Origin of the sequence: Streptomyces sp. NPDC002935 (assembly GCF_040611295.1) — a bacterium.
Classification (GTDB): domain Bacteria; phylum Actinomycetota; class Actinomycetes; order Streptomycetales; family Streptomycetaceae; genus Streptomyces.
The window spans coordinates 44,222-68,923 of sequence record NZ_JBEXNW010000020.1 but is presented as its reverse complement, the minus strand read 5'-3'; the positions used below and the strand labels follow the sequence as shown (position 1 = coordinate 68,923).

Here is a 24,702-nt window from a genome sequence, read left to right as displayed (position 1 = left end):
GAAGTCATTGCAACACATTTCCCGAATGTGGCCTGCAGGAACGGAAGTTATCCGCAATAAATGTGTTGTCAGATCCACGAATGCAACGTAGCGTTTCTGTCATTGGAAACAACGCTCGGGGATCTTACGGGCCGACAGGTACGCGTTCACGAGCGAGCGATCAAGGGGGTCGGACCATGGAGACAACGCAGCGCCGGCAGCAGCCCGCACCCGGCGCCCTCACCGCCTTCGCCCGCTTCGTACTCTTCGGCGGCGCGGTAGGGCTGGCGTCCAGCCTGGCTGTAGCGGCCCTCGCCACACGGATTCCCTGGAGCCTGGCCAACGCCCTGATCACCACGGTCTCCACGCTCCTGGCCACCGAACTGCACGCCCGCTTCTCCTTCGGCGCAGGCGCACGCGCGACCTGGCGCCAGCACGCACAGTCGGCCGGCTCCGCGGCCGCCGCGTTCGCACTGACCTGCATGGCGATACTTGTCCTGCACCAACTGGTGGCAGCACCCGGCGCGATGCTCGAACAGATCGTCTACCTGTCCGCCTCCGCACTCGCCGGCCTCGCGCGGTTCGCAGTCCTGCGCCTCGTCGTCTTCGCACGCAACCGCTCGCAGCCCGCAGCCACCGACCACACCACCCAGCCCGTCCACACCGCCCGACCCGTCCACGCGACCGTGACCCAGACCGCGACACCGGCCGCCCCGGCGACCCTCTGCCGCGCCGCCTGACCGCCTCCGCCTCTGGACTGCCGGTCGACAACGGCCCATCTGGAGTATCTGAAGTGGGCTTCTGCGCAGCCGTGTTGACGGTTGCGCCGGCCCCGCAAGACGGTGCCGACCGTCCCGTATTCGGACGCCGCTCGCGAAACAAAGGGAGCCCGGCACGCTGCTGTCCACCGACTTCGAACAGCCGGTGGACGGCAAGGCCCGGCCCCGGCGACGTCCTGGATACCGGCAAACTCGGCGGCTGACCCCGTCCGTTACGCTGCGCGAGCCCGGCAACGACAGGGCCCGTACCCGCCCCGTCCCCTTTGAGAGCGAAGCGACACCATGAACGACCCCACCCCCGATGACATAGCGGGCCTCGCCGCGGCCGAGGGCCTCGGCGAGCACCGCGGCACGGTCCTGCCGAAACGGCAGAGCGCGCTGATGATCTGCAACTTCGTCTTCCTCATCGTCGTCGGGCTGTTCTGCTTCGTGCTGCCCGCGATCTGGTTCGTCTGGATGGCGATGCAGACCCCCAACTTCTCCCGCAAGGCCGCCGCCCGGCGGCTGCACTTCTTCGAGCACGGGCTGATCGAGACCGACCGCAAGGGGCGGCCGGTCGCGTTCCGCTGGGACTCGATGACGGCGCTGCAGGAGATCACCGAGTCGTACGTCAACGGCATCTACGTCGGCACGGGATACCGGTACACCCTGCACAAGCAGGACGGCACGGTCCGGAAGGTCACCAACTTCTACGCCGAGCCCGAGCGGTGGGGGCCGTTCATCCAGCAGGAGATCGCCGGAGCGCAACTGCCGGGCATGCTCCGGATACTGCAGGAGGGTCAGCAGCTCACCTTCGGCGACATCTCCCTCAACCGTCATGGCGTCGCGACGCGCAAGCGCGGTGCCGTGACCTGGACGGAGATCGAGGACGTGCGCGTCGACAACGGCGTACTGGCACTGCGGAAGTCCGGCAAGTGGCTTTCCTGGTCGAGCAAGCCGGTGAAGGACATCCCCAACTTCCTCCTCTTCCTCGCCCTGGTGGACCACCTCCGCCACTCAGCGGCCGTCCGCTGACCTCCCCCGACCTCGACCTGTCCGGCCCCCACGCCGAACACGTCCTGGTCAGGCCCTGACACCCTGATCCCATCCCTTCGGGCACACCGGCAGCCCTACAGCCCGACGTGCCCGATTGATCAAGGCCCAGGTCTCCGGGAGATTCCCGCTGACCTGGGCCTTTGGCGGTCTGGCATCACGCCCGGCGACCTGGTGGCGCCGGCTGGGCAGCATCGTGCCTTCGCGCGATGCTGCCCAGCCAGCCGAACAGGAAGCCGGCGGGAAGCGACACGAGGACGACGGTCTGCAGGGGGAACCAGTCGATGTGCCACGCAGGGAAGAGCGCCAAGGGGGTGCCGGAGAAGACGGGGCTGCAGATCTGCAGTCCGACGGCGCAGAGCAGGCCGCCGTACAGCGTGCAGAGGAGCCCGGCCCGGGTGTAGCCGCTCCAGAAGACGGAGTACACCAGCGCCGGAAGCAGGCAGGAGGCCGCCACCGCCAGGGACATCGCTGACAGGAACAGGACGTTCCATCCCTGGACCCAGACTGCCAGCACGATGCACAGCGCACCGACCCCGGCGGACGCCAGGCGGGCGGCGGCCACCTCCCGGCCCTCGGTCGTGCGCCCATGACGCAGCGCCTTCGTGTACAGGTCGTGGGCGATCGCCCCTGCGGCGGCCAGGGTGATGCTCGCCACCGCGGCCAGCGTGGTGAGGAACACCGCGGAGGAGACCAGGGCGACGAGAAGCGCCCCGTTCGCGTCGGCGGACGCGCCGCCTGCCAGTTCGCCGGTGAGCAGCAGCAGGGCGCTGTTGCCTCCGGGATCGGCGGCAACGATCGCGGGTGCGCCGATCAACGCGGCGGCCGCGAAGCCCATCAGGGCTGTCATGAGGCAGAAAGAGGTGACGATGCCGATCGTATGGCGCACCGTACGGCGTGCGGTGGCCGCGTCGGGTGCGGTGCTCAGTTGCAAGGCGACGTGCGGCAGGCACGCCACACCCAGCACGATGGTGATCATCAGGCCGATGAAGTCGAGCGTGCCCTGCCAGCCGCTGCTGCCGGCGTAGCGGAGGCCGGGACGCGCATAGCCGGCGGGTCGGCCGCTGCCCTGTCCGGCGGCGTCGATCAGGGCATCGGTGTTCCAGTGAAAACGATGGAGCAGCACAGCCGCCACCGTCAGGGCCGCGCCGAGCAGCACCACCGTTTTGATCGCCTGGATGACGACCGTGCCGCGCATGCCGCCGAACGCCGTGGCGCAGACGACCAGTGCGCCGATCATGACGATGGCTGTCTTCTCGGCACCGGACCCGGTCATTCCCAGCAGCATCGTGGTGGTCACGCCCGCGCCGGAGAGCTGCACGACCATGACGGGGACACACACGCTCAAGGTCACGAGGGCGGTAGCGATTCTCGCCCCTGGCCCTGGAGCCCGCAGGGCGAACGTGTCGCCCAGGGTGTAACCGGCGCGCTCGCGCAGGGGGCGCGCCAGCAGGAGGAGGACGCCGAGGGACAGCGCGGTGCACAGGGTCATGAACAGACCGTCGTAGCCGAAGACCGCGACACTTCCCGTGTTGCCGAGCACCGCGGCCGTGGGCAGGTAGACGCCGGACAGGACGAGGGCCCCGCGCAGGGGCTTCAGCCTGCGGCCCGCTGTGTAGAACTCGTTGACCCGGTCCCTCTCGGGGCCGCTGAGAACGCAGATGAACAGGATGGGGACGATGAAGGCCAGAAAGCCCAGCAGGACGAAGGCGTGCGTGTCACTGTCCAGGACGCCGGGCGCGGCGAGCAGGATCCGCTGACTCATCTGCTCTCCTCCAAGATCTCCTGAGGAGCCGGTCGCCGGTTCGCGAGGCGGTCGTACCGCGCCGCCGTCCACACCAGCAGGGAGCCCTGGAGGAGCAGGGCCAGCACGCCGATGCTGGCCTCTCCCCAGACACGGGTGGCCATCAACTCGGCTGCGGAGCAGGCGAGCAGCACGTGCACGGCGAAGGCCGATCCGTTGACCAGGGCGAAGGACACACCTGGGCGGTGAGGCCGTGGACGATGATGAAGGCGGGGGGCGTGCGGGTGGGTCATGACGGTCTCCGTACGTTGTTGGGCGGTCCAAGAGGGCCGGATGTGGCTGATGGCGGCTTGTCTTGTGCGACTCGGCAGGAGTGGCGGCCCGGCTTTTCGGGGCGCCCTGGCTGCGGGCAAGGCGCCACCGGGCGGCGGTGGCCGGCGAGGCCGGCGCGACCGTGCGGTCAGGAAGATCCACAACGACGCGTCAGAGATCCTGACCGCGCTCGGCGAGCTCCTGGACTTGGCCGATGTGTCCATGGGGCCGTTGACGTCCGGCCCCGCGTCCGTGCTGCGTTGGGCCCTGCGTGCAGCCCACGGCCCAGAGCCCGGCTACGTGCCCGGCCGCACGGTCAACCGCATGTCCGGCGCCTACCGGAGCGAGGCCGACGCCGACGCCCGCGGTGCTTACGTCATTGCCGAAGCCACCTGTCACCGGCGGGACTTCGGCACGGTTGACGTCCCGGCCCCGCTGATCGCTGATCTGTCGTTGCCGACCGCACACCGCACCGGACCGGCCGCTGAGCGGGTACGGCTGGTCGATTGGCTTCGTGATGTGCTCACCGGTGTCTTCCTGGCCCCGATGCAGGCCGTCCCCGTGTCGGTGGTCGCCGGGGCATGCGGCCCGTCGGCCTTCTCCGCTTCGCCCGGCGTGGCGTTGGCAGAGGCGATCCAGCCGGGGCGGAAACGGTTCTCGCCGTCTCCGCGGACGAGGACGGGGACGTTGTTCTGGCGGTCGAGCCTGCGCATAGCGGTTCCTTCAGAGTGGGTCGATCGCGGCGGTGGCAAGGCTGCGGCGCGGCCCGTTCGGGTCAGAGGCCAGTGCCGCTCCGGCGTGACGGGGACAATAACGGAACTAGCAGTAACGTATCTAGAGGGAGGCATGCGGCTTCTCGGGTCCAAGTGCGAATCCAGCTCGGCCGCTTGGGCCGTAGGCCGCCTTGTCCGTCGTGCCCTGCGGGTGTGTGGCGGTCCGCGCCGTGCCGGCCATCGCGCGGCGGTTGTGCGTCCGCCATTGGTTCTCCCCGCCCGAGCGCCGGGCGCCGGCGGCTTCGGATACGGCGCTGTCTTGGGGCCACTGGGGAAGCAGTCAGAGGCGAAGTGAGGCGTGCGTGCCGCACCGTTCGAGGCCGGGGGCGCTCAGGAGCGCGTGCCGGGCGAGCTCTGAGTGCGCTCCTGGTGCTCGATTTCGGCAGGAGCAGTCGGTAAGCGGCTCTTTTGTGCTCACGCCCGGTCACTGGATGTCAGCCTCGGAGATGCTCCGTTGGCGGCTCGGGCATGCGCATACGGTGCGGTCACGTGGCAGGACCGGCAGTGCCGGTTCTGCCACGTGACCGACAACCAAGGGGAGACGCTATGGCGAGTGTGGAAGTGTCGCTGAAGGAAATGATGACTGAGGCCGAGGGAGCACTGGGGGCGGCCGTCGTCGACTACACCAGTGGCATGGCCCTGGGCACCCTGGGAGGGAGCAAGGATCTGGACATGACGGTCGCCGCCGCCGGCAATACGGATGTCGTCCGCGCGAAAGTGCGCGCCATGGAGCAGCTGGGTCTCAAGAGCCAGATCGAGGACATCCTGATCACCCTTGGAAACCAGTACCACCTCATCCGGCCGGTTGCCGGGCGCAGCGGCAACGGCCTGTTCCTGTACCTCGTGCTCGACAGGGTGCGTTCGAACCTGGCGATGGCCCGCCACCACCTCAAGCGCGTCGAGGGGCAGTTGGAGATTTAGACCGGCCGGAGCCCTGGGTTGACCTGTGCCCACGATATGAAGACTTCTTCAAGTCGCCATATCGGCATGATCTCAACAGTGAATGCGCGTGGCCATGGGCGAGGAGGACCGGTACCCGGCGGACACATCCTGCGGCGGCGCCCTCCCAGGCGTCGCCGCACCGTGGCGAGCAACTGGCCACCGGTCAGGGCGGATCTGTTCGCCGGGTTTGTGTGGCTGCTGTTCTACCTGGGCGAGCACGGGGGACGCCCCGGTCCTCTGGAGGCATCTACGCCCAGCGGCCCAGCGGCCCAAGGGAGGGAGGGCCCGGCCCGCGGCCAGGCGACTGCGGAGTGAGCACAAACCGGGAAAGGTCCACCCGAGTGATCGCTGTCGTGGGACATCCCGATCTCACCATGCCGACGCTCACCCTGCTGGAAGGGTGGGGGCACCGACGAAGTGCGGCTCGTGAGGTGACGGAATGCCCGCGTGGGTTCAGCGGGGCCGGGCGGCTGTCACCGGGCCGGTGACGCTCGTGCTGCAGCGGGCTCCCAGGTGGTGGGGCACGCAGAATCGCCGAACTCCCGGGCGGACGGCAGGACATCACGATCGGGCACCGGGGGCGGCGGCTCGGCCACCCGCCCGATCCCGCGGATCTTGCGCAGCAGGTCCATGAACCCTCCTGCCACGGTGAGGACTTGTCCCCAGGGGGCCAACAGGCCTTCCCGCGAATGCAGTTACGACACCTTCCAGCGCTGAGCCGCCTTGGGCTTGTCTCTTTGACCCGCCCTTGGCGGTGTCGGTGCCTTCGCGGGTCTGACAAGCCTGGGTCAGCCGGTGGGCTTGACGGCGTGTCCGACGACAGTGATCCCGAGTCCGATGATGAAGGGCGTCCAGGAGACGAAGGCCAAGCTGGAGACCATGAACAGCAGGCCGGTTCCCCATAGCCTGGGGTTGCGTACTGTTTTGCTGAGCCATCGTCCAGGCACCCGGTTACAGGTCAGGGTGTAAATACCGAGCCCTGCACCAGTCGCCCCCAGAACTCCCATGGCAATGAGGCTAAGCGTCAAGAGTTCACCGAAGGCCATCGTTCCCCCCAAGTTCGGCTGCTGCAAAGCTACTCGTCAGGCCAGGCGAACAGGCAAGCGGGTGCTGTCGCGGAAGCCATGAGGGGCGCGTGTCTCTCCCGTGAGCTGGACCGTTGACCGGACATGTCCGTCCGACGAGTGATCAGTGATGTGATGTGGCACCGGATCGAGCCGCTCATGCCGTTGATCCGCCCCGGGGCCGACGGTGGGCCGACCACCGCCGCACGCTGGAAGCCATCGCGTGGAAGTACCGCACCTGCTCGCCCTGGCGGGACCTGCCCGCGGAACTGGGCTCCTTCCAGACCGCTCACAAACGGCTGATCAGGAGGGCAGTCGACGGCACCTGGGAGAAGATTCTCGCCGCGGTCCTGGCAGCGGCCGATGCCGACGCCGACATCAGCTGGACCGCGTCAGTCGACTCCACCGTTGTCCGGGCCCACCAACACGCCGCCGGAGCCCTCAAAAGGGGGCAGCCTGCCGCAACGAGCCGGACGGCCACGCGCTGGGGCGTTCACGCGGCGGGCTGAGCACCAAGATCCACCTGGCTGCGGACAGCCATGCACGGCCTCTGGCTCTGACCGTCACCGCGGGCCAGGCCGGTGAGGCGCCCGCCTTCGAGACGGTCATGGCCCGCATCCGTGTGCCGAGGAGCGGTCCCGGACGGCCCCGGACCCGCCCCGTCATGGTCCTGGCCGATCGCGCCTATTCATCCCGTTCGATCCGCGCCCACCTGAGCCGCCGCGCAATCCGTGCGGTTATCCCGCAGCCTTCCGACCAGATCGGCCACCGCCTGCGGCGAGGCCGCAGAGGAGGCCGACCACCCGGCTTCGACAAGGACACCTATAAACAGCGCAACACCGTCGAGCGGTGCATCAAGCGCCTCAAGCAGTGGCGTGGCCTGGCCACACGTAGGCCCGGGAGGATGTCAACAAGCCGCTCTCCACCTTGCCGCCATCTTCATCTGGACACGCCGCTAACGACCAAAGAGACAGAACCTTGTTGCCGAGGCATGTCCCGGCCGAGAGGAGCGGCCGCCTCCCGGTACCCAGAGTGCTGTCCAATTCCCAGGAGGCGGCCGCGATCGAGGGCCGTCGCTACGACGGCGGTTTCGCCTCCTGCTGAGCGGCCTTCAGGTCGGCGAGCAGCTCGGCCTGACCGGTCAACACCCCGGACAGGATGGTCCGCGCGACCCTGAGCAGCTCCGCCACGTACGGGCTGGTCAGGGAGTAGTACACCGTCGAGCCCTCCTTGCGCGTCACCACCAGGTTCGCGCGGCGCAGCACGGCCAGCTGTTGTGACAGGTGTGCGGGTTCGATGCCCACCTCGGGCAGCATCTCCGCGACGGCGTGTTCGCGTTCGCTGAGCAGTTCCAGGACGCGGATGCGGGCAGGGTGTCCGAGTGTTTTGAAGAACTCGGCCTTCAGCTGGTACAGCGGGGTGCTCATCGTGCCGTCGCCTCCCCTGAACAGCAGTCCGGCCGAGCCGGCCAGTCCTTGGTGCATCGCATCCGCCCACTCGTCAACAACATGGCGCCCATCTTCGCCCGCGAAGTCGGCCGCGCCGAATCCGCGTGCGAGGACCCCGTCCACCCGAATCAAGCAGCGGCGATCTCTTGACTTGCTAATATTAGCAAGTCGATAGGTTACGTGAGGAGGCCGGGTGAGAATCACCCCACTGCACGGTCTGGGCGTCGTCTGGCTCAAGTGCCCCGCGTGCCGCCTCAAATGCCGCCCCGGCGCCGTCGGCCCGGACGGGCAGTGCCCGCGCTGCGGTCAGGCCCGCATGCTGAGGCTGTCCTTCGGTGGCCGGGCCAAGGACCCAGCCGCGGACGCGAGCCGCGGCTGACGGATTTTCGCCATGACAGGGGAGAAAGGGTGGGGGATGGCCGACTGGGCGGCGCAGTCCGGCAGCGGGATCCGTTTCGAGTGGGGGCAGACCGGGGCGAGACGCCTGGCTGTCGAGGCTGCTTGTCTGGTGGTTGTGGACGTGCTGTCGTTCACGACAGCGGTGAGCGTCGCCGTCCAGGCGGGCAGCAAAGTACTGCCGTTCTGGCTACCGGCTGCTACTGCCGGCGCTGCCGAGCGGGCCGGTGCCGAGATGGCCGCCGCGATCTACGCCCGGCAGTCGGGTGCGCGGCTGGCCGTCGCCCACAGCACCATCACACCCGATGCCCCGTGGTCCCTGTCCCCGGCTCAGCTGCGCAAGGCTCCCTTCACCGACCGCCTGGTGCTGCCGTCCCCGGACTGCAGCACCATCACCGCTGTCGCACGGCCCGGCGTACCGGTCATCGCGGCCTGTCTGCGCAACATCACCGCGGTCGGCAGCTGGATCACCTCCCACGGCTACGGCACACCCGAGCGCCCCGTCGCCGTGATCGCCGCGGGCGAACAGTGGCCGGACGGCAGCCTGCGCCCGGCGTTGGAAGACCTCCTGGGCGCCGGCGTTCTCATCTCCGACCTGCACGCTCAAGGGGCAGGCCCGCTCTCCGCGGAGGCCGCGGCCGCCCGCGCGTGCGGCGAATGCACGGCAGACATCCCCCACGCGATCACCGTCAGTGTCTCCGGCCGGGAGCTGGAAACGACGGGCTTCGCCGAGGACGTGGCGATCGCCACCGAGGAAGACACCTGCACGGCTGTACCGGTCCTGGACGGCGACGGCGCCTTCGCCCGGGCACGGTGACACCCGCCGGCCACAGAGGTGCCGACCGGGCTCCGTCAGCGGTGGGCCATCCCCTGTTCTTCGCACGGAATCCCGGCCTTCGGACCGGACAGGAATGCGATCCCCGGCCCGGAGGCGCGAAAGCGCCGGAGCCCGCTGAGTCTCAAAGACGGTCCTTACGCCAGGGCTCAAACACTGCCGCTCCCTCTTCTCCGAGTCGAGCAGGCCAGGCGAACGACACCGGCCGGCAATCAGGCGGACCAGCCGCTGGTACGCCCCTGCTGCTGACCATCAGCGCCCTGGCCGTGGGCGTCATGTTCCGCGACGGCCGCCGCAAGGTCGCTGTGGATGGTGATGGGCGGGCAGTCGCCGTACGGGACGAGGGAGCCGTCGGCGGGGATGGCGGCCAGTTCCAGGCCGCGTCCGTGCGCGCCGAGCCGGCGTGCTGCCTCGATGACGGCGAGCCGGCCGTCGACGGACCAGCTGCGCAGCCCGCTCATGTCGACGACGACCGGACCGGTGCCGCGGGCCAGGACCCAGCCGATGGCACCGGCGAAGCGATGCGCGCCCTCGGGCCCGAGGTGCCCGGAGAGGGAGAGAAGACTGAAATCCTCCCCGGCGGTGTAGTGCCATTCGATGGTCATGATGATGAACCTTCTTGTGGGTGTTGCCTGTTCGGCTCGCCTTCCTGGACCGGCTCGGATCACAGGGGCAGGGTGATCCAGATGCTTTTGCCGTTTCCGTCGGCGTCACCGCGGACGACGGCGGTGCCGCCCAGGCCGAGGGTGAGTTCCATGACGGTGCTCAGACCACCGGCCCCCGTGCCGATCGCGGCCCCGTACAGCGCCGGCTGGTGGGGGTGGCGGTCGTGGACGGCAAAAGCCAGGCAGTCGGAGCCGGCCGCATAGATGACGGTGAGCTGGGGGGAGAGCGTCACAGCGTGCCGGACGCTGTTGGTGACCAGTTCGCTGAGGATCAGCAGCGCCGGGTCGACGGTGGGGTGGCGCAGGCTGATCCCCCATTCGGTCAGGGCCTGTTCAGCGGTCTGGCGGCACAGCCGGACGGCGGACGGCTCGGTGGGCAGGGTGAGAACGTGCCGGTAGGGCAGGGCTTCGAACAGCCTGGACATCAGCTCTCCGTCCCCCGGGCCAGCCGGAAGCCGGACACCGTCTGGGGGCGGATGCGGATGACCGCATCGTGCGGGCCGTGGCTCCAGCCGGCGAGCGTCCGCCGGTAGTGGGCGGCCTCGTTCGGGTCGGTGACCACCTCGGCGGGCCCGGCGACGGTCACCGTCCAGCCGGTGCCGGTCGCGGCCCGGACCTCGTCCACGTGGTACGTCGCAGCCAGCCGGACCGCAGCGGCCTGCACCGGGGTGCGCACCGTCAGCCGCCCGAACTCCCACACGTGCCGGGCCGGGCGGACCACCGTCAGATCCCGCTGCACGAGGACGAGGCGGCCCAACGCGGCCCCCTCCAGCAGCCACAGTGCCTCCGCGCCGGAGACCTCGACCATGCGCAGGGTGGCGGGAGCGGTGCTCATCGGGGTGGTTCCTCTCTCATCTCGGTGACGCTGCGGGCGGACTTCCGGGCGGCGAGAACCCCGGCCCTCTCCAGGTGGTCGCGGGCCCCGCGGATCGCTTCGGGGGTAGTGGCGTACTCGCGGCCCTCCAGCCGCAGGAGGTCCGACACACCGACGGAGTCGAGGACTCGGCGCTGCCCCGGCCTGATCCCGGAGGTCAGGACGACGATTCCGCGCCGGTTCAGCTTCTGGACCGCGTCCTTGAGCACCAGTGCCCCGGTCGCGTCCATCGTCGACACCCGCGACATGCGAAGGATCACCACACGTACGTCGGCGACCTCGGTCATCTCCAGCAGGAAGCGGTGCGCGGCGGCGAAGAACAAGGGCCCGTCGACGCGGTAGGCAACGATGTGCTCGGCGAGCAGGGCATGTTCCTCGGCGGTGTGGTCGCCGCGGTCGAGAGGCACCTGGTCGAAGCGGGTCTGCTGGGCAACGGCACGCAACGCGAGGGCGCCCGCGACGACCAGGCCGATGATGACGGCGTACACGAGATCCAGGGCCAGCGTCGCGACGGCGGTCAGGGCGAGGATCAGCGCGTCCGAGCGGGTGGCCTTCGCCAGCGCCCGTAGCGAGCCGACCTCGACCATACGGATCGCGGTGGCCAGCAGGACACCGGCGAGGGCGGCCAGCGGGATCTTCGAGACGAGGGGCGCGGCCGCGAAGACGATCACCGCGAGGATCGCGGCGTGGGTGAGCGCGGCGAGCCGGGAGCTCGCACCGGTGCGCACGTTGACCGCGGTGCGCGCGATCGCTCCGGTCGCCGGCACGCCGCCGAACAGCGGGGCGGCGATGTTGGCAAGGCCCTGGCCGAACAGCTCCCGATCCGGGTCGTGCTGCTGGCCCACGGTCATGCCGTCGGCGACCGAGGCCGACAACAGCGACTCCAGCGCGGCCAGCGCCGCGACCGCCACCGCGGGGGCCAGCAAGGAGCCCGCCGCGCCCATGTCAAGAAAGGACAGCGAGGGCGCGGGCAGCCCCGAGGGCAGTTCACCGATCGGGTTCGCCCCGGTCAGCCCGGCGGCCTGTGCCGTGACCGTGGCGGCGATCACCGCGACGACGGAGAACGGCACGGTCGGACGCCACCGGGCCCCGACGAGCATCACTGCCGCCACCGCGACGGCGACGGCGACGGCCGTCCAGTTCGGGTGCCGCACGAACTCCTCGAAGGCCCGCCAGGTCACCACCAGTACCCGGTCGCCCTCCGGTTCGGGTACGCCGAGCACGGCCGGAACCTGCTGCAGCCCGATCACGCACGCGATGCCCAGCGTGAAGCCCTCGACGACCGGCGCGGGCACGTACCGCATGTACCGCCCGGCCTTGAGCACGGCGAGGCCGACGAGCATCACTCCAGCCATCACGCCGACCGTGAGGACGCCTGTCGGACCGTACCGGCCCACGATCGGCACCAGCACCACCGTCATGGCGCCCGTCGGCCCCGACACCTGCAGATTCGATCCGCCGAACACCGCGGCGAGGGCGCCCGCAACGACGGCGGTGGCCAGGCCCGCCTCGGCGCCGAGCCCGGAGGAGACGCCGAAGCCGAGGGCGAGCGGCAGGGCGACGATCGCCACCGTCAGCCCGGCGAGCAGGTCCCGGCGGGGATTGCGTCCCATCTCCGCCAGGTCACTGCGGGCGGGCAGCAGCGAGGCGATGCGGGCCCGGACCAGGCTGATCCCCGAGATCATCGCGCGCCGACCTCGGTCTCCATCAGCTCAGCCAGCAGTTCGCTGCGCCCGGACAGCATCTGGGTCAGGATCCGGCGCGCGGCCTCCAGCAGATCCGCCACGTCCCCGCCGGCCAGCGCATAGACGACCGTCGAGCCGTCCCGCGTGGCGGTGACGATCCCGGACCGGCGCAGCACCGCCAGCTGCTGCGACAGGCCGGACGGCTCCACCTCGATCTCCCCGAGCAGTTCCCGCACCGGCCGCGGGCCGTCCTGGAGCAGCTCCAGCACCCGTATCCGTACGGGATGCCCGAGCATCCGGAAGAACTCGGCCTTGGCCTGGTACAGCGGAACGGACACGGCCCCTCGACTTCCCCGGACGGCGCCCCACCCGGGGCAGACAAGGGCTGTGCCCGCGACTACCTGCAGGTACAGCGAAGACAGCATCTAACCAATTGCTAAATTTTGCAATTCAGCAAGACACTGCCGCCCCGGCCACCCGCGAGTCACGGATCAGGCCTTCTTGACCACGCTGGACTTGAGCTGCATCGCCCCGAAACCGTCGACCTTGCAGTCGATGTCATGGCCGTCGACGCCGTCGACCAGCCGGATACCGCGCACCTTGGTGCCGGCCTTGATCCCCGAGGGGCTCCCCTTGACCTTGAGCGCCTTGACGACAACCACGCTGTCGCCGTCCTGCAGCACATTGCCGACAGCGTCCTTGACGACCCGCTCCCCGGCACTGGCCCCGCCCTCCGCACCGCTCTCGGCACCGCTCTCGGCAGGAACCCATTCGTGGCCGCACTCCGGGCACACCACAAGGGCGTTCATCTCGTAGGTGTACTCGCACGAGCACGTCGGACAGGGAGGAAGATTTTCGATCATTCCGTCAGAATATCCGGCCCTCGTCCTCGGGCGGCCCGTGGCTCCAGCCTGCCGGCTTCCGGCCGCATCGACGATCTTGCGCGGCCGGCTTCGGCGCTGTCGGAGGGTGCCCGCCAGGGATGTGGTCGTCCGCGAGACAGCCCAAGGGCCGGTGGATCAGGCACCCGAACCAGTCGACGGCGACCCTCACTCCCGGGGGACGACAGGGCGTTCCATGTCCCGGGTGATCGCCCAGCGTTCGTGGTCGCGCCAGACTCCAGCGATGTTGATGAACCCGGGCGAGAGGCCCTCCTTGCGGAAGCCGAGTCGCCGAACAAGTCTCAGGGAGGCCTCGTTCTCCGGCTGGATATCGGCTTCCACACGGTTCAGGTCAAGTCGTTCGAAGGCGTAGTGCACCGCCAGCGCGACACCCGCCGACATGTAGCCCTGGCCCGCGTAGGGAAGGAACGCGGCATATCCGAGCACGCCCCGCTGGTACGGCCCACGCACGATGTCGTTTATGTTGATCATGCCCACCAGATCGCCGTGGTCCTTGAGGCAAAGAACCATGCAGGCGGCGGTGACCTGATCGGACTTCTTCAGGTAGGCCGAGAATGCGCTGGGCGTACGGGGCAGTCCCACCCACGGATGATGGAGACCGGCGCTGAGGCCGGCCAGTTCGAGAAATCTTGCCTCGTCATCGGCTGCAACCGGCCGGAGTGTCACCTGTGATACCCGATCAGGTTCAAGATTCACCGGGAGGAGTGTACGCCACCTGCGAGGGCCGGACCACGCGCACGTGTTCGCGCCCCGGTCGCCCGTCTCACCCTCCGTCAGCACCGGAACAGGGACGGCCGTTTGTCGCACACACCCTGCCTGGGGACGCGGCCTTCTGCCGTGAGCGACGCGTGGCATAGGCTCCGGGGAAGAACGTGCGAGAGGGCGCTGATGGCGGACTGGCTACCGGGTCAGGAGACGCGCAACCAGGCGGCCGAGGTCGCCGGGGGTGTCCTGCAAGGACGGGATTTCCAGGGCAACACCTTCCACTTCCGCGGTGTCGGCACGGAACTCCCCGGCCCCCGGCAACTGCCCCGTGATGTCGTGTACTTCACGGGCCGGCACGACGACGTGAACCGGCTCGACGCGCTGCTCGGTGACCAGACGGCCGGGTCGCAGGCCCTGATCGTGTCGGCGCTCGCGGGCACGGCTGGCGTGGGGAAAACGGCGCTCGCCGTGCACTGGGCCCACCGGGTCAGGGATCGGTTCCCGGACGGTGACCTGTATGTCAATCTTCAGGGGTACGGGCCGGGCCCGCCGCTGACGCCCGGTCATGTGCTTGAGGGCTTCCTGAGAGCCCTGGACGTACCGCCCGAGCGGATCCCGCCCGAAGCCGATTCACGAGCAGCTCTGTACCGAACGCTGCTGAGCCGCCGCCGGGTGCTCATCGTCCTGGACAACGCCAACACGGCCGAGCAGGTCAGGCCTTTGCTGCCCGACTCACCGGGCTCGCTGGTGGTGGTCACCAGCCGGAGTCTGCTGCCCGGCCTCGTCGCGCGCGACGGCGCCCGCAGGGTGGTCCTGGACATGCTGTCCCCTGAGGAAGCACAGACACTGACAGGCAAGATCGTTGGCGAGGACCGCATCGCTGCCGAGCCCGACGCCTCCGCTCGTATCGCCCGGTTCTGCGGCCACCTGCCGCTGGCACTGCGGATCATCGCAGAGTACGCAGTGACACACCCACGCAGATCGCTGTCCGAACTCGCGCAGGCACTCGCCGACGAGAGCGGCCGACTGGATGCCATCTCCACCGGCGAGGACGAGCTGACGACGGTGCGCACCGTGTTCTCGTGGTCCTACCGCGCCCTGCCTGACGAACTGGCCCGCCAGTTCAGGATGTTGAGCCTGCACCCCGGCTCCGACCTGTCCGTGGAAGCCGTCGCGGCGCTCAACGACACACCACCCGCAGCCGCCCGCCGGCTCCTGGACGGGTTGACCGCCAACCACCTCATCACGGAACCCACCGAGGGCCGCTACCGCTTCCATGATCTACTGCGCGTCTACGCCCTGGAGTGCGCTGCCGCGGACGAGCGCCCGGAAAGCCGCAGGCAGGCCGTGGATCGCGTTCTCCTGTGGTACATGCACGCCGCGGCAGCAGCCAGGACAGCCCTGACGCCGGGGCGTCCTGACACCCCGTTCGTCCTGCCGCCGACCCTGGGCGCGCCACCCGCTCCCGTTCCCGTGTTCGCCGACCCCCAGCAGACGCTGGCGTGGTGCGACGGCGAACTCGACAACTTCGAGGCAGTGGTCAGGAAGGCCAGGCAGGACGGACGCCATGATGTGGCGTGCTGGCTGCCCGTGGCGATGCACCCGTATTTCCAGCGCCGCAATCCCTTCGGCTCCTGGACGGCCACCCATACCGCAGGGCTGGAAGTGGCTCGGGCGGTGGGCGACGTGCGGGCCGAAGCGGAGCTGCACCGGGGCCTGGGCGGGGCCTACTACTACCAGGGCCGGTACCAGGAAGCCTTGGCCCATCAACGCCAGGCCCTGGACTGCTATCGCTCCCTGGGGCGCGAGGGCGAAATGATTCTGGTCAACCTGGGCGGTGCCTGCGCCAATCTCGGCCGCTACGACCAGGCTTTCAGCTATCTGCAGGAAGCGCTGGCGACAGCACGCCGGACCGGCTACCGAAGTGCGGAGGGTTTCGCGCTGCAGAGCCTGGGGGCCGTATATCAGCAGTTAGGGAAATTCAAGGAGTCGGCACCGTACTGCAGGCAGGCGATTGAGGTCTTCCGCGAGATCAACGACCGCTTCGGCCTCAGCATCGCGCTGTCCCGGCTGGCCTATGCCCACATGCGTCAGAAAGAACTGCCGGAAGCGATCGGATTCCTTCGACAGGGGCTGGACAGCGCACGCGACATCGGGGACCGGCCCGGAGAGGCGTGGTTTCTGGAGACACTGGGAACCGCGCTGCACCAGGCCGACGACAAGGACACCGCCCGGGAGAAATGGCTGGGTGCGCTCGCCCTGTACGAACGGCTCATGAACGACGACGCCACCGCCCGTCTGCGTGCGCAGCTCTCCCACCCCGACCAGCTTCCGGCGACACCGCTGCCCCGGCTGTGAAGAACCCCCAAGTCACGAGTCCGAGGGGGCCGACGGGACGCCGAAGGAGTTGCCGGACACGTCTCGGCCTTGGATGACCGGCCCGCTGAAGGTGCCACCGGAGACGGTGTTGTACGTGCCACCGTCACCGGTGCGCACCAGCTCGGCCGCCTCGGACCACTGCCGAAGCCGCGCATGGAAGTCCTCGTCCACGGCCGCCCGTACGGCGAGCGCCGTGCTCAGAGCCTGCGCACGGCTCGAGTCGCCCGGGGCCTGTCCCAGCCGAACCAGCTCAGCTTCTCCTGAACTGACCACGGAGGAGCCAGGACTGTCCTCGCCACGTCGCAGCGGACGCCGGACCAAGGCGCCCAGCCCGGCCCAGGCCTGCCGGCCGACCTCCCCGCCGGCACCGCCCGCCAATGCGACCAACAACCCGACCGATACCGGATCCACTGGGCCCCCTCCACGCCGACGCTTCCATCCAGTAGACAGGATCTGTCAAACGAGCGGTGCGACCGGGTTGTCGACTACTGACGATCCGTCGGACGTCGCCCCGGGAAAGCGGCGCTCCATCAGAGTGTCCATGCCCCGGTCGGCAGTTGGTCGCGGTGGTTGGTCGTTGTCCTGTCGGCGACGTTCCGGCTTCGCGGCGAGCCGGGACGGGAGGAGAGCCGTGGCGGCGCGGGTCTATGAAGCGGCGGCGGCCAGCGGGGAAGCCCGGGGCGGGGAATCCGGCCTGCGCGACCCCAGGAGAGGCCGCCGACGGATCAGGGTGCGCGTCGCCTCCGGGAAGCGGCCGTGACAGACCGGTTGCGCACAACGCTGCCGACTGCGCAGCCCCAGCGCTGAGGCCGGCTCCCACCGGCGCAGCGCCACACGCCGTCTGCGCTTTGGTGAGCGGTGTGAACTGGCCCCCGGGATCCGGTTGTTGTCGCGATCGGGCTTCGGCATGGTGGATGCCGCCTGCCGTGCATCGACGCTGACCCACCGCCTCTCCGTGAGGGGGCCGGCCGGGATCCATGTCGCGATATGGCGTTAGCCTTTTCCTCGCGCCGCTGCCTGCGTCGCGCGACGTTCGACAGGACCAGGACGGAAGCATGTCGGGAGAGATTTCGCCTACCGGGAAGCGCTCCGGCCCCGGCTCGTCGCCCGAGCTGCGAGCCTCTCATGCGGACCGGGACCGGGCGGTGGATGTGCTGCGTATCGCGGCGGGGGACGGCCTGCTGACCGCGGACGAGCTGGACGAGCGCCTGGAAGCTGCCCTGTCGGCGCGGACCCTGAGCGAACTGACCACGCTCACCGCTGACCTGCCGCCGGTACCGGCTACGGTCGGCGGGAGTGGAGCAGAGGCCAAGGACACAGTTCGGATCGAACAGGTCCACAGCGGCCCGGTCGAGCGAGTGGGGCGCTGGGTGGTACCGCGGAGGCTGGAACTCGCGGTGACGTTCTGCGAGGTGAGGCTTGACTTCACTGAAGCAGTCATCACGCACGACACCTTGCGGATCGACGTGGGCATGACGGGGAAGACCCTGACGCTGGTCACGAGGCCGGGCATCGTGGTCGATACGGATGGCCTGCAGCTGGTACACAGCGGGGTCAAGTACCGTCAGGCTCCGACGAATCCGGATACGCCGGTCACGCTGCGAGTGGAGCTGGTCGGTCAGAAGGTCCACGGGCGCGTGGTGGTGCGGCCCGCGCGTCGGACGTTCGGGCAGTGGCTGCTGCGCAGGCCCACCCCTCCTTCTGCAGGCGCTTGACTCCATCGCTGTGAACGGTCGCTGAGGTCTTCTCGACTCGGCGACCCTCGGGTGTTGCGGCTGCGGCCGCTGCCGTCTCACCGCACGAGCCGGGGGTGGGGCCACTTCGTTCCGTCGCCACCCTCAACGCGTCCGAGTGCCTCTCCAACGGTGGCCGCCGGAAGCCGACATGCCGGTGCCGACTGAACAACGTCAGAGCCACCGGACCCGTTGCGCAGACGCAGACATGGCCAGTCGGACTGGTCGGCGTAACCCTGCGCTGATGCCCGGCGCTCTTTGCACCGTTCTTCTTGCAGTCCCGCCCCCATCAGTTGCGGGTGTAGGTGAGGGTGTCTCCGCCGTCGCTGGTGCGGCGCAGGGTGTTGTCGCTTTTGAGGGTGAGGGTTGAGGTGCCCCCCGACGAGCAGGAGGCGGCCGGGGTGCCGGAGGTGACGGTGCTCGGGCCGAGTTCCAGTCGGCCGCCCCCGCTCGGCACGGCGGCCAGGGGGGCCGTGAACACGCAGTGGTAGGTGTCGTTGCCGGTGGGGCCGTCGGCGACGAGGATCAGTACGTCGTCGCCGATGTTGCCCTGTTTGATGACGAGTGATCTGGTGTTTTCGCCGGTGGCGTTGGTGATGGTGGTGGTCCAGCTGCCGAGGTAGCCGTTTGGCACGTCTCCGTTCACGACGGGAGTGGGGGAGGGCGTGTTGCTGCCCACGGAGTGTGAGGGGGTCTGCCGGTGGATGAAGGGGCGGAGCTGGTAGCCGAATGCGGTGAAGGCGATGGCGAGGACGGCGGCCATCGCGGCCAGCGCGAGGGTGTGGCGCGGCCGGGGCCGCTGCGCAGGGGCGTCGCTCGTTCCGATCACGACGGGTGACGCGGGATCGAGGACCACGGTGAGCCAGTCCGATGGGTCCGGTCGGGGAATGTCGTGGTGCGCGGGCCCAGGACCGGTGGCTGTGCCCTCCTCGGCCTGCGGTGCTGGGGCCGTGCGGATGGACCGGCGTGAGGTGCTGTCGGTTGGGCGGCGGATTTCCCAGACCCTCGAGGCCGTGGGGGAGTTGCCGGCCGGGTGGGACGCACCGGCTGCTGCCGCTCGCCCGGCCGACGGGTGGGAGTAGGAGCGGATGCCGATGACGGCGGCTGCGGCCCGGCGCGCGAGGCGGAGCTCAAGGGCGGGGGTCAGGGTGGTGGTCCGGGTGGGATGCGCGGTGGTGCCGAGGGCGGCCGCGGCGGCACGGCGCAGCAGGCTGGGCCGGCTCATCCGGTGCCGTCCTGGTCCGCGGCCGGCCTGCGTGCCCTGCCCGGCTGCGGGGAGGAACGCGACGGGGGTGGGCCGTCGGCCGCAGGTGGTAACGGTGTGCCGGTGGCGGTGCGCTGCGCCGGTGGGGTGTCCCGGGTGCTGTGCAGGACCTGGCCCGGACTGTTGCTTGCTGCGTCGGCCGGCTGCGTGGCGCTCGCGGCTGCGGGAGCAGCGCCTTCCCCGAGAATCGCCTCGGCCAGGCGGGAGTTTTTGAGCTGGACGAGGAGCAGGGGCGCGGAGGCTCCGGCGGCGAACACTGCGAAGCCGCCGCTGACCTGCCCCGACGTCTCCAGCAGTCCGGCCACCAGAGCTCCCAGGACGGCGTGCACCACGGCGGCGATCGACTCGCCCCCGACGTCGTAGAACGCACCGAACGCGGGCGGCCCCTCAGTGCCGGGGTCGGGAGCGAGCCGGTACCGCTGACGCCCGCTGAGCCATTCGGTCATGCAGTCGTAGGCGTGCGTGATTCCGCGGACGGCTCCGCCCGCGGCGCCGAGCAGCAGCAGAGTCGCAGTGTCCACGGTGTCTCAGCCCATGCAGGTGGATTCCAGTGATTCCGGGCAAAGCCTACGGACCAGGTCACTGGGGCGTGGCTCGTTTGCCGAAGAGCCGTCCGCAACCCGGCCTTTCTGGCGGGTAGTTGAGCGCCGCGCGGCCCGGGCAGCGTCCGTGCCCCCTGTGGGCGCGAGGGGCTTGCGATCCCAGGGGGCTCCATAGCGGCCATGCCGACTCCGAGCTAACCGGATAGGTAATCCGAATATGTGCTAGCGTCACCTCCAGTAATCGGATGACCTATCCGTTTTCCCGTTGGGGTGGAGGAACACATGAGGACAGCTGTGGTCACGGCCGGGACGGCCGGCATCGGTTTGGAGACGGCACTGGGGCTTGCCGCCGCCGGGTTCGCGGTCACCGTGGTCGGAAGGAGCGCCGACCGGGGTGCTCAGGCGGTGGACCGGATCAACGCCATGGGCCCGGCGCAGCCCGGCCGGTTCCTGGCCGCCGACCTCTCCTCGCTCGACCAGGTGCGCGCGCTGGCCGACCGGATCGCAGCCGAGCACGAGGCCTCAGGGGATCCGCTGACGGTGCTGGTCAACAACGTCGGGGCGATGTTCCCCGACCGGCGCGAGCTGGGCGGTGTCGAGGCCTCGTTTGTCGTCAACCACCTCTCGCCGTACCTGCTGACCGAACTGCTCCTGCCTACGCTGACGGCCGGTTCGCCGAGCAGGATCGTGAACGTGTCCTCGGGTGCGGTCGGGGTCGCCAAGCGGGTGTTCGACGCCGTCGAGCCGCCCGGCGGCTACTACGGCTTCCACTGGTACGGCCGCGCCAAGCTCGCCAACCTCGCCTACACACTCGACCTTGCCGCGAGACTGGACGGCACGGGCGTATCGGTCTTCGCCGCCGACCCTGGAGGCGCCGCGACCGACATGACCAACGGCACCCTGACCGACCCGAAGATCGTCTCTCCCGCCCTGCGACTGCTGTGGCCGCTGGTGCGCCGCAAGTTCGAACGGTCCACGTCCGGCCCGGCGTCCACGGCAGCCAGGCCATCGATCGTCGCCGCCACCGACGACGCGCTGACCGGCCGGACCGGCGTCGTCATCGGTCCCGAAGCGCGTCCGGTCGCCCCGTTTCGCCCGGCCACCGACCGCCACGTCGCCAGGGCCGTGCGCCGGCTCAGCGAAGCCCACGCTCCCGTCGCGGCCCGGTAGGCGCTACGCCCGCCAGTCAACCTTGGGCCGGCCCGCCTCGATCCCACGATGCCAGCCCAGCATCACCGACAACCAACAGGCCGCGCCGTCGACCTGAGCCGCCGCGCTGACGTGCGCGCAGACCTCGCCCTGATCACCGCCCCGACCCTCGTCGTCGTCACCACCGCCGACAACCTGATACCCGCTGCCCTCCAGCACCAGCTGTCTGAGGCCGTCCCCGGCGCACGGACCGCCGAGCTCGACACCGGGCACCTGCCTTTCCTGGAGCGGCCCAAGGAGTGGCTGGAGATCATCACCGGCTTCCTCGGCCGACAGCAGGACCGGGGCTGACAGGCCTCGCGGGCGGGTGGGCCGCACGGCCCACCCGCCACAGCGCCGACCTCCCAGCCGGGAGCGGCTGCGTATGATCGAACGCCAGACATACATGACGGGACACGCGACAGAGACTGGCCACACATGACGACCCCACAGCTACGCAAGGACGCTGCCCGCAACTGGGACCGGATCGTCGCCATCGCCCGCACCCTGGTCGACCAGGGCGTCACACTGCAGCTCAACGATGTCGCCCGCCGCGCCGGACTCGGAGTCGGCACCGTCTACCGGCACTTCGCCACCCCCGAGACGCTGCTGGAGACCGTGGCCACCCCCTGCCTGGAAGCCCTGGCCGCCCACGGCGAACAGGCGCTGGCCGACACGGACCCCTGGCGCGCACTCGAAGGCTTCCTGACGCGGACCCTCGACGCGCAGATCACCGACGCCTCCCTGGCCCTGGTCACCGCCGCACCGACCGACGCCCTCCCACGCACCACGAAGCTCAGGCAGTCGCTGACAACGACCGGCACCGAACTCCTCAACCGGGCCCGCGAGGCCGGAGTGGTCCGTCCCGACCTGTCCGCCGCCGATCTCGTCCCACTGATGTGCGGCATCGCCCACGCCGTCAACGTCCACGGCGGCACTCCTGCCGACCGGACCGGCACAGCACACCGCTACCTCGCCACACTGCTCGGCGGTCTGCGAGCCGTCCCGTCGAACACATGACACGCCTCTCGCCACGGGGATGATCCTCGGCGTCCTGCTCCGCCGCCTGGTACCCGCACCGCCGCTCCGCCCACGTCACCTTGCCTGGGCGAGCCGGACCGCGTCGGGGCCTGCCGGGAACCGGAGCTGGCCGGTCGTGTCGTGCACGGCTCGCCACACCGCCTCGGCGACGTCGCTTTCCTCGGTGAACAGGTCCTGGTCCGTGAAGTCGCCCATGGTCTTCTTCGCCCACGCTGCGTAGGGCGCCGGGACCAGTTCGTCCAGCGGGGCGCCCCGCGTCGCCGTGGCGGCGAAGTTCGTCGTCAGGCAGGCGCCCGGCTCGACCGTCTTGGCCAGCACGCCGAACGGTGCTAGTTCGAGCGCGAGGGAGGAGGTGAACCCCTCGACGGCCATCTTGCTCGCCTTGTAGACGGCCGAGAGCGGCATGTGGCCCAGCACCACGCTGGAGGTCACGTTGACCACCACGCCGGAGCCGCGCTCGCGGAACTGGGGCAGCACCGCCTGGGTCGTCGCCATCACGCCGAAGGTGTTGGTCTCGAAGACCTCCCGGACACGGGTCATGGGGGTGCCCTCGAACACGCTGATCGAGGGGACGCCCGCGTTGTTGACCAGGACGTCGACGGGGCCGGCCGCATCGAGCGCGGCGGTGATGCTCTCGGGCTCGGTCACGTCGAGTCCGACGACGCGCAGCCGGTCCGAGGAGGGCAGGACGTCCGGACGCGGGGTGCGCATCGTGGCGATGACGTTCCACCCCTGCGCGTGGAAGTGGAGGGCTGTCTTTCGTCCGTATCCGGACGAGGTACCAGTGATCAGAACGGTCTTCATGGTGATCCTCGCGATGTGATGGGATCCCCGGCCGGACAGGCATTTTCCTGCACATCTGGGGAATCGGTGATTCCATTGAATCGCTCTGACCTGCTGAAACAGTAGAACTATCCTCGCCTCTTCCTGCACGATCCTCCCTGTGTGCCGGATTGTTCAGGGCAGGACGGCCGCGGGGGTGTGCGCGGTGCCGCGCAGGCGGGCGGCGTCCCGGCTCGGGGGCGCACCGAACTGGCGGCGGTATTCCCGGCTGAACTGTGAGGGGTTGTCATAGCCCACGCGCCGGCCGATGCCGGTGACGTCGCCGGGGTGGGTGGCGAGCAGCAGCCGGGCCTCCTGCAGCCTGATCTGCTTCTGGAACTGGATGGGGCTCATCGCGGTCACCGCCTGGAAGTTGCGGTAGAAGGCGGAGACGCTCATGCCGGACATGCGTGCCACGTCCTCGACGCGGAAGGACTGCGCGTGGTGCTCGCGGATCCAGCGCACGGCCCGGGAGACATGGCTGAGGCCGCTGTCGGCCAGGCCGAGTTCGCGTACCGTCGCACCCTGCTCGCCGGTGATCAGGCGCCACAGGATCTCGCGCTTGACCAGCGGCGCGAGTACGGCCCGGTCGCGGGGTTCGTCGAGCAGGCGCAGCAGCCGGACCACCGCATCGAGCAGCGAGGCCGAAGCGTCGCTGACGGCGATTGCCGACGGAGTGCCCGCGCCGGCGCGGGAGAGGTCGCCCGGCCCGGCCTGCAGCAGCACTTCCGCGACGGCGGACGGCTCCAGAGTGAGGCCGAAGCCGAGGGCCGGCTGCGCGGGATCGGCCTGGGTGAACTGCCCCGTGACGGGCAGGTCGACGGAGGCGACCAGGTACTGGCCGGGGCCGTACTCGTAGACCCTCCCGCCCAGCGCGAGGCGTTTGGCGCCCTGGGCGATGACCGCCAGCACCGTGCCGGACATGGAGGGCGCCGGCGGATCCGGCCGGTCGACCTTCGAGATGAGGACGCCGTCGATGGCGGTGGTCCAGTCGGGCCGGGCGTGCCGGGCCAGGAGGGTGCGGAGCTCTTCGAGGCACATGCCTCCATTGCAGCACCCCACCACCCTTGCACTCCCTGATCCGCGAGGATCATGCAAGTACGAGCGAGCATCGTTCTAACGTTTCCGCAGGTCAGAGCGATTCAATGGAATCACCGCACTCCACCACGAGGAAGAAGAATTCCATGATCGCCACCTATGGCTTCAACGCCACCCTGACCGCCAGGACCGGAAGGGGCGACCAGCTGGTCGACCTGCTGCTGAGCGGTCTGGACGAGGGCAGCCCCGGCGCGAGCGAACACTGCGTCCTCTACCTCGTCTCCCGTTCCGCGTCCGACCCCGACGTCGTCCATGTCAGCGAAGGGTGGACCAGCGAGGAGGACCACCACCGGGTCTTCGCCGGCGACGCCGCCCAGGCCATCGTGGCCCGGGTCGACGGGCTGCTGGCCAAGGAGTCCGAGTACACCGACTACGTCCCGGTCCGCGGCAAGGCCGCCTTCTGAACCCCGCACCGGCCCCCGCCCTCCCGCCGCCTCGGCCTCCCGCGAAACCCCCGCCCCGCCCGACCGCCCCGGCACCACCCCACGAAAGGCCCACGA

Annotated in this window: 27 protein-coding genes and 1 pseudogene; 13 read left to right on the top strand and 15 right to left on the bottom strand. The window is 69.6% G+C overall.

Going from position 1 to position 24,702, the window contains the following annotated elements:
* Positions 1-176 precede the first annotated feature (176 nt).
* Together ABZX90_RS25890 and ABZX90_RS25885 are read left to right on the top strand one after the other, a co-directional pair.
* The gene (locus ABZX90_RS25890; RefSeq protein WP_355208516.1) at positions 177-719 is read left to right on the top strand and encodes a hypothetical protein; all 543 of its coding nucleotides are present in this window, start codon (positions 177-179) and stop codon (positions 717-719) included.
* A gap of 321 nt (positions 720-1,040) precedes the next feature.
* Positions 1,041-1,772, top strand: coding sequence for a DUF6585 family protein (locus ABZX90_RS25885; RefSeq protein WP_355208513.1), 732 nt, complete (start codon positions 1,041-1,043; stop codon positions 1,770-1,772).
* A 175-nt stretch (positions 1,773-1,947) separates the two neighbouring features.
* Here ABZX90_RS25885 and ABZX90_RS25880 read toward each other — a convergent pair whose 3' ends face one another.
* Complete coding sequence (locus tag ABZX90_RS25880) at positions 1,948-3,555, bottom strand: cation acetate symporter (RefSeq protein WP_355208510.1); 1,608 nt, start codon at positions 3,553-3,555, stop codon at positions 1,948-1,950.
* Positions 3,552-3,770, bottom strand: a complete 219-nt coding sequence (locus ABZX90_RS25875) for a hypothetical protein (protein WP_355208507.1) — start codon at positions 3,768-3,770, stop codon at positions 3,552-3,554. The genes ABZX90_RS25880 and ABZX90_RS25875 overlap by 4 nt, the downstream gene beginning before the upstream one ends.
* A 55-nt stretch (positions 3,771-3,825) precedes the next feature.
* Here ABZX90_RS25875 and ABZX90_RS25870 point away from each other — a divergent pair, with 55 nt between their 5' ends.
* The 3 genes and pseudogenes from ABZX90_RS25870 (at position 3,826) to ABZX90_RS25860 (ending at position 7,584) form a co-directional block, all read left to right on the top strand.
* Positions 3,826-4,914: a transposase gene (locus ABZX90_RS25870; RefSeq protein ID WP_355208504.1), complete on the top strand. Its 1,089-nt coding sequence runs from the start codon at positions 3,826-3,828 to the stop codon at positions 4,912-4,914.
* Between the two features lie 251 nt (positions 4,915-5,165).
* Positions 5,166-5,540 carry a hypothetical protein gene (locus ABZX90_RS25865; RefSeq protein WP_351131306.1) on the top strand — a complete coding sequence of 125 codons (375 nt, stop codon included), beginning with the start codon at positions 5,166-5,168 and terminating at the stop codon, positions 5,538-5,540.
* A gap of 1,190 nt (positions 5,541-6,730) precedes the next feature.
* Positions 6,731-7,584, top strand: a pseudogene (locus ABZX90_RS25860) (IS5 family transposase).
* 117 nt (positions 7,585-7,701) lie between these two features.
* Here the strand turns inward: ABZX90_RS25860 and ABZX90_RS25855 are convergent.
* Positions 7,702-8,052, bottom strand: a complete 351-nt coding sequence (locus tag ABZX90_RS25855; RefSeq protein WP_351131385.1) for a metalloregulator ArsR/SmtB family transcription factor — start codon at positions 8,050-8,052, stop codon at positions 7,702-7,704.
* Between the two features lie 214 nt (positions 8,053-8,266).
* On the opposite strand from ABZX90_RS25855, the gene ABZX90_RS25850 reads away from it, so the two are divergent.
* Both ABZX90_RS25850 and ABZX90_RS25845 read left to right on the top strand, forming a co-directional pair.
* The gene (locus ABZX90_RS25850) at positions 8,267-8,452 is read left to right on the top strand and encodes a hypothetical protein (protein WP_351131310.1); all 186 of its coding nucleotides are present in this window, start codon (positions 8,267-8,269) and stop codon (positions 8,450-8,452) included.
* Between the two features lie 12 nt (positions 8,453-8,464).
* Positions 8,465-9,286 (top strand): 2-phosphosulfolactate phosphatase, encoded by an 822-nt coding sequence (locus ABZX90_RS25845; RefSeq protein ID WP_355208501.1) that lies wholly within the window; start codon positions 8,465-8,467, stop codon positions 9,284-9,286.
* A 230-nt stretch (positions 9,287-9,516) separates the two neighbouring features.
* Here ABZX90_RS25845 and ABZX90_RS25840 read toward each other — a convergent pair whose 3' ends face one another.
* From ABZX90_RS25840 to ABZX90_RS25810, 7 genes are all read right to left on the bottom strand, one after another.
* Positions 9,517-9,909, bottom strand: a complete 393-nt coding sequence (locus tag ABZX90_RS25840; protein ID WP_351131312.1) for an STAS domain-containing protein — start codon at positions 9,907-9,909, stop codon at positions 9,517-9,519.
* 59 nt (positions 9,910-9,968) lie between these two features.
* Positions 9,969-10,394 carry an ATP-binding protein gene (locus ABZX90_RS25835; protein WP_351131314.1) on the bottom strand — a complete coding sequence of 142 codons (426 nt, stop codon included), beginning with the start codon at positions 10,392-10,394 and terminating at the stop codon, positions 9,969-9,971.
* Positions 10,394-10,804: a pyridoxamine 5'-phosphate oxidase family protein gene (locus ABZX90_RS25830; protein ID WP_351131316.1), complete on the bottom strand. Its 411-nt coding sequence runs from the start codon at positions 10,802-10,804 to the stop codon at positions 10,394-10,396. Before ABZX90_RS25830 ends, ABZX90_RS25835 begins: the two co-directional genes overlap by 1 nt.
* Positions 10,801-12,528 carry a SulP family inorganic anion transporter gene (locus tag ABZX90_RS25825; protein ID WP_355208496.1) on the bottom strand — a complete coding sequence of 576 codons (1,728 nt, stop codon included), beginning with the start codon at positions 12,526-12,528 and terminating at the stop codon, positions 10,801-10,803. The genes ABZX90_RS25830 and ABZX90_RS25825 overlap by 4 nt, the downstream gene beginning before the upstream one ends.
* Positions 12,525-12,866 carry a metalloregulator ArsR/SmtB family transcription factor gene (locus ABZX90_RS25820; RefSeq protein ID WP_355208493.1) on the bottom strand — a complete coding sequence of 114 codons (342 nt, stop codon included), beginning with the start codon at positions 12,864-12,866 and terminating at the stop codon, positions 12,525-12,527. The genes ABZX90_RS25825 and ABZX90_RS25820 overlap by 4 nt, the downstream gene beginning before the upstream one ends.
* A gap of 153 nt (positions 12,867-13,019) precedes the next feature.
* The gene (locus ABZX90_RS25815) at positions 13,020-13,391 is read right to left on the bottom strand and encodes a zinc ribbon domain-containing protein YjdM (RefSeq protein ID WP_355208490.1); all 372 of its coding nucleotides are present in this window, start codon (positions 13,389-13,391) and stop codon (positions 13,020-13,022) included.
* Between the two features lie 186 nt (positions 13,392-13,577).
* Positions 13,578-14,126 carry a GNAT family protein gene (locus tag ABZX90_RS25810; RefSeq protein ID WP_351131321.1) on the bottom strand — a complete coding sequence of 183 codons (549 nt, stop codon included), beginning with the start codon at positions 14,124-14,126 and terminating at the stop codon, positions 13,578-13,580.
* A gap of 192 nt (positions 14,127-14,318) precedes the next feature.
* Here ABZX90_RS25810 and ABZX90_RS25805 point away from each other — a divergent pair, with 192 nt between their 5' ends.
* Positions 14,319-16,493 carry a tetratricopeptide repeat protein gene (locus tag ABZX90_RS25805; RefSeq protein ID WP_351131322.1) on the top strand — a complete coding sequence of 725 codons (2,175 nt, stop codon included), beginning with the start codon at positions 14,319-14,321 and terminating at the stop codon, positions 16,491-16,493.
* Positions 16,494-16,505: 12 nt separating this feature from the next.
* On the opposite strand, the gene ABZX90_RS25800 is transcribed toward ABZX90_RS25805, so the two are convergent.
* Entirely contained in the window at positions 16,506-16,925 is a 420-nt protein-coding gene (locus ABZX90_RS25800; protein WP_355208486.1) for a hypothetical protein, read from the bottom strand.
* Between the two features lie 644 nt (positions 16,926-17,569).
* Here ABZX90_RS25800 and ABZX90_RS25795 point away from each other — a divergent pair.
* Positions 17,570-18,229, top strand: coding sequence for a DUF1707 domain-containing protein (locus ABZX90_RS25795; protein WP_351131324.1), 660 nt, complete (start codon positions 17,570-17,572; stop codon positions 18,227-18,229).
* A gap of 307 nt (positions 18,230-18,536) precedes the next feature.
* Here ABZX90_RS25795 and ABZX90_RS25790 read toward each other — a convergent pair whose 3' ends face one another.
* Positions 18,537-19,472, bottom strand: a complete 936-nt coding sequence (locus tag ABZX90_RS25790; protein ID WP_355208483.1) for a hypothetical protein — start codon at positions 19,470-19,472, stop codon at positions 18,537-18,539.
* Positions 19,469-20,032 carry a hypothetical protein gene (locus ABZX90_RS25785; RefSeq protein ID WP_355208480.1) on the bottom strand — a complete coding sequence of 188 codons (564 nt, stop codon included), beginning with the start codon at positions 20,030-20,032 and terminating at the stop codon, positions 19,469-19,471. Before ABZX90_RS25785 ends, ABZX90_RS25790 begins: the two co-directional genes overlap by 4 nt.
* A 303-nt stretch (positions 20,033-20,335) precedes the next feature.
* Here ABZX90_RS25785 and ABZX90_RS25780 point away from each other — a divergent pair, with 303 nt between their 5' ends.
* The 3 genes from ABZX90_RS25780 to ABZX90_RS25770 all read left to right on the top strand — a co-directional run bounded on the left by ABZX90_RS25780 (position 20,336) and on the right by ABZX90_RS25770 (position 22,261).
* Positions 20,336-21,223, top strand: a complete 888-nt coding sequence (locus ABZX90_RS25780; protein WP_355208477.1) for an SDR family NAD(P)-dependent oxidoreductase — start codon at positions 20,336-20,338, stop codon at positions 21,221-21,223.
* 48 nt (positions 21,224-21,271) lie between these two features.
* Positions 21,272-21,553, top strand: coding sequence for an alpha/beta fold hydrolase (locus tag ABZX90_RS25775; protein ID WP_355208474.1), 282 nt, complete (start codon positions 21,272-21,274; stop codon positions 21,551-21,553).
* Between the two features lie 126 nt (positions 21,554-21,679).
* Positions 21,680-22,261 (top strand): TetR/AcrR family transcriptional regulator, encoded by a 582-nt coding sequence (locus tag ABZX90_RS25770; RefSeq protein WP_351131330.1) that lies wholly within the window; start codon positions 21,680-21,682, stop codon positions 22,259-22,261.
* 75 nt (positions 22,262-22,336) lie between these two features.
* Here ABZX90_RS25770 and ABZX90_RS25765 read toward each other — a convergent pair whose 3' ends face one another.
* Together ABZX90_RS25765 and ABZX90_RS25760 are read right to left on the bottom strand one after the other, a co-directional pair.
* Positions 22,337-23,086, bottom strand: coding sequence for an SDR family oxidoreductase (locus tag ABZX90_RS25765; RefSeq protein ID WP_355208472.1), 750 nt, complete (start codon positions 23,084-23,086; stop codon positions 22,337-22,339).
* Positions 23,087-23,239: 153 nt separating this feature from the next.
* Positions 23,240-24,145: an AraC family transcriptional regulator gene (locus tag ABZX90_RS25760; RefSeq protein ID WP_351131332.1), complete on the bottom strand. Its 906-nt coding sequence runs from the start codon at positions 24,143-24,145 to the stop codon at positions 23,240-23,242.
* Between the two features lie 143 nt (positions 24,146-24,288).
* Between ABZX90_RS25760 and ABZX90_RS25755 the strand changes: the two genes are divergently transcribed.
* A complete protein-coding gene (locus ABZX90_RS25755; RefSeq protein ID WP_351131333.1) occupies positions 24,289-24,606 on the top strand; it encodes an antibiotic biosynthesis monooxygenase in 318 nt (105 codons plus the stop codon).
* The last annotated feature ends 96 nt before the right edge of the window (positions 24,607-24,702 follow it).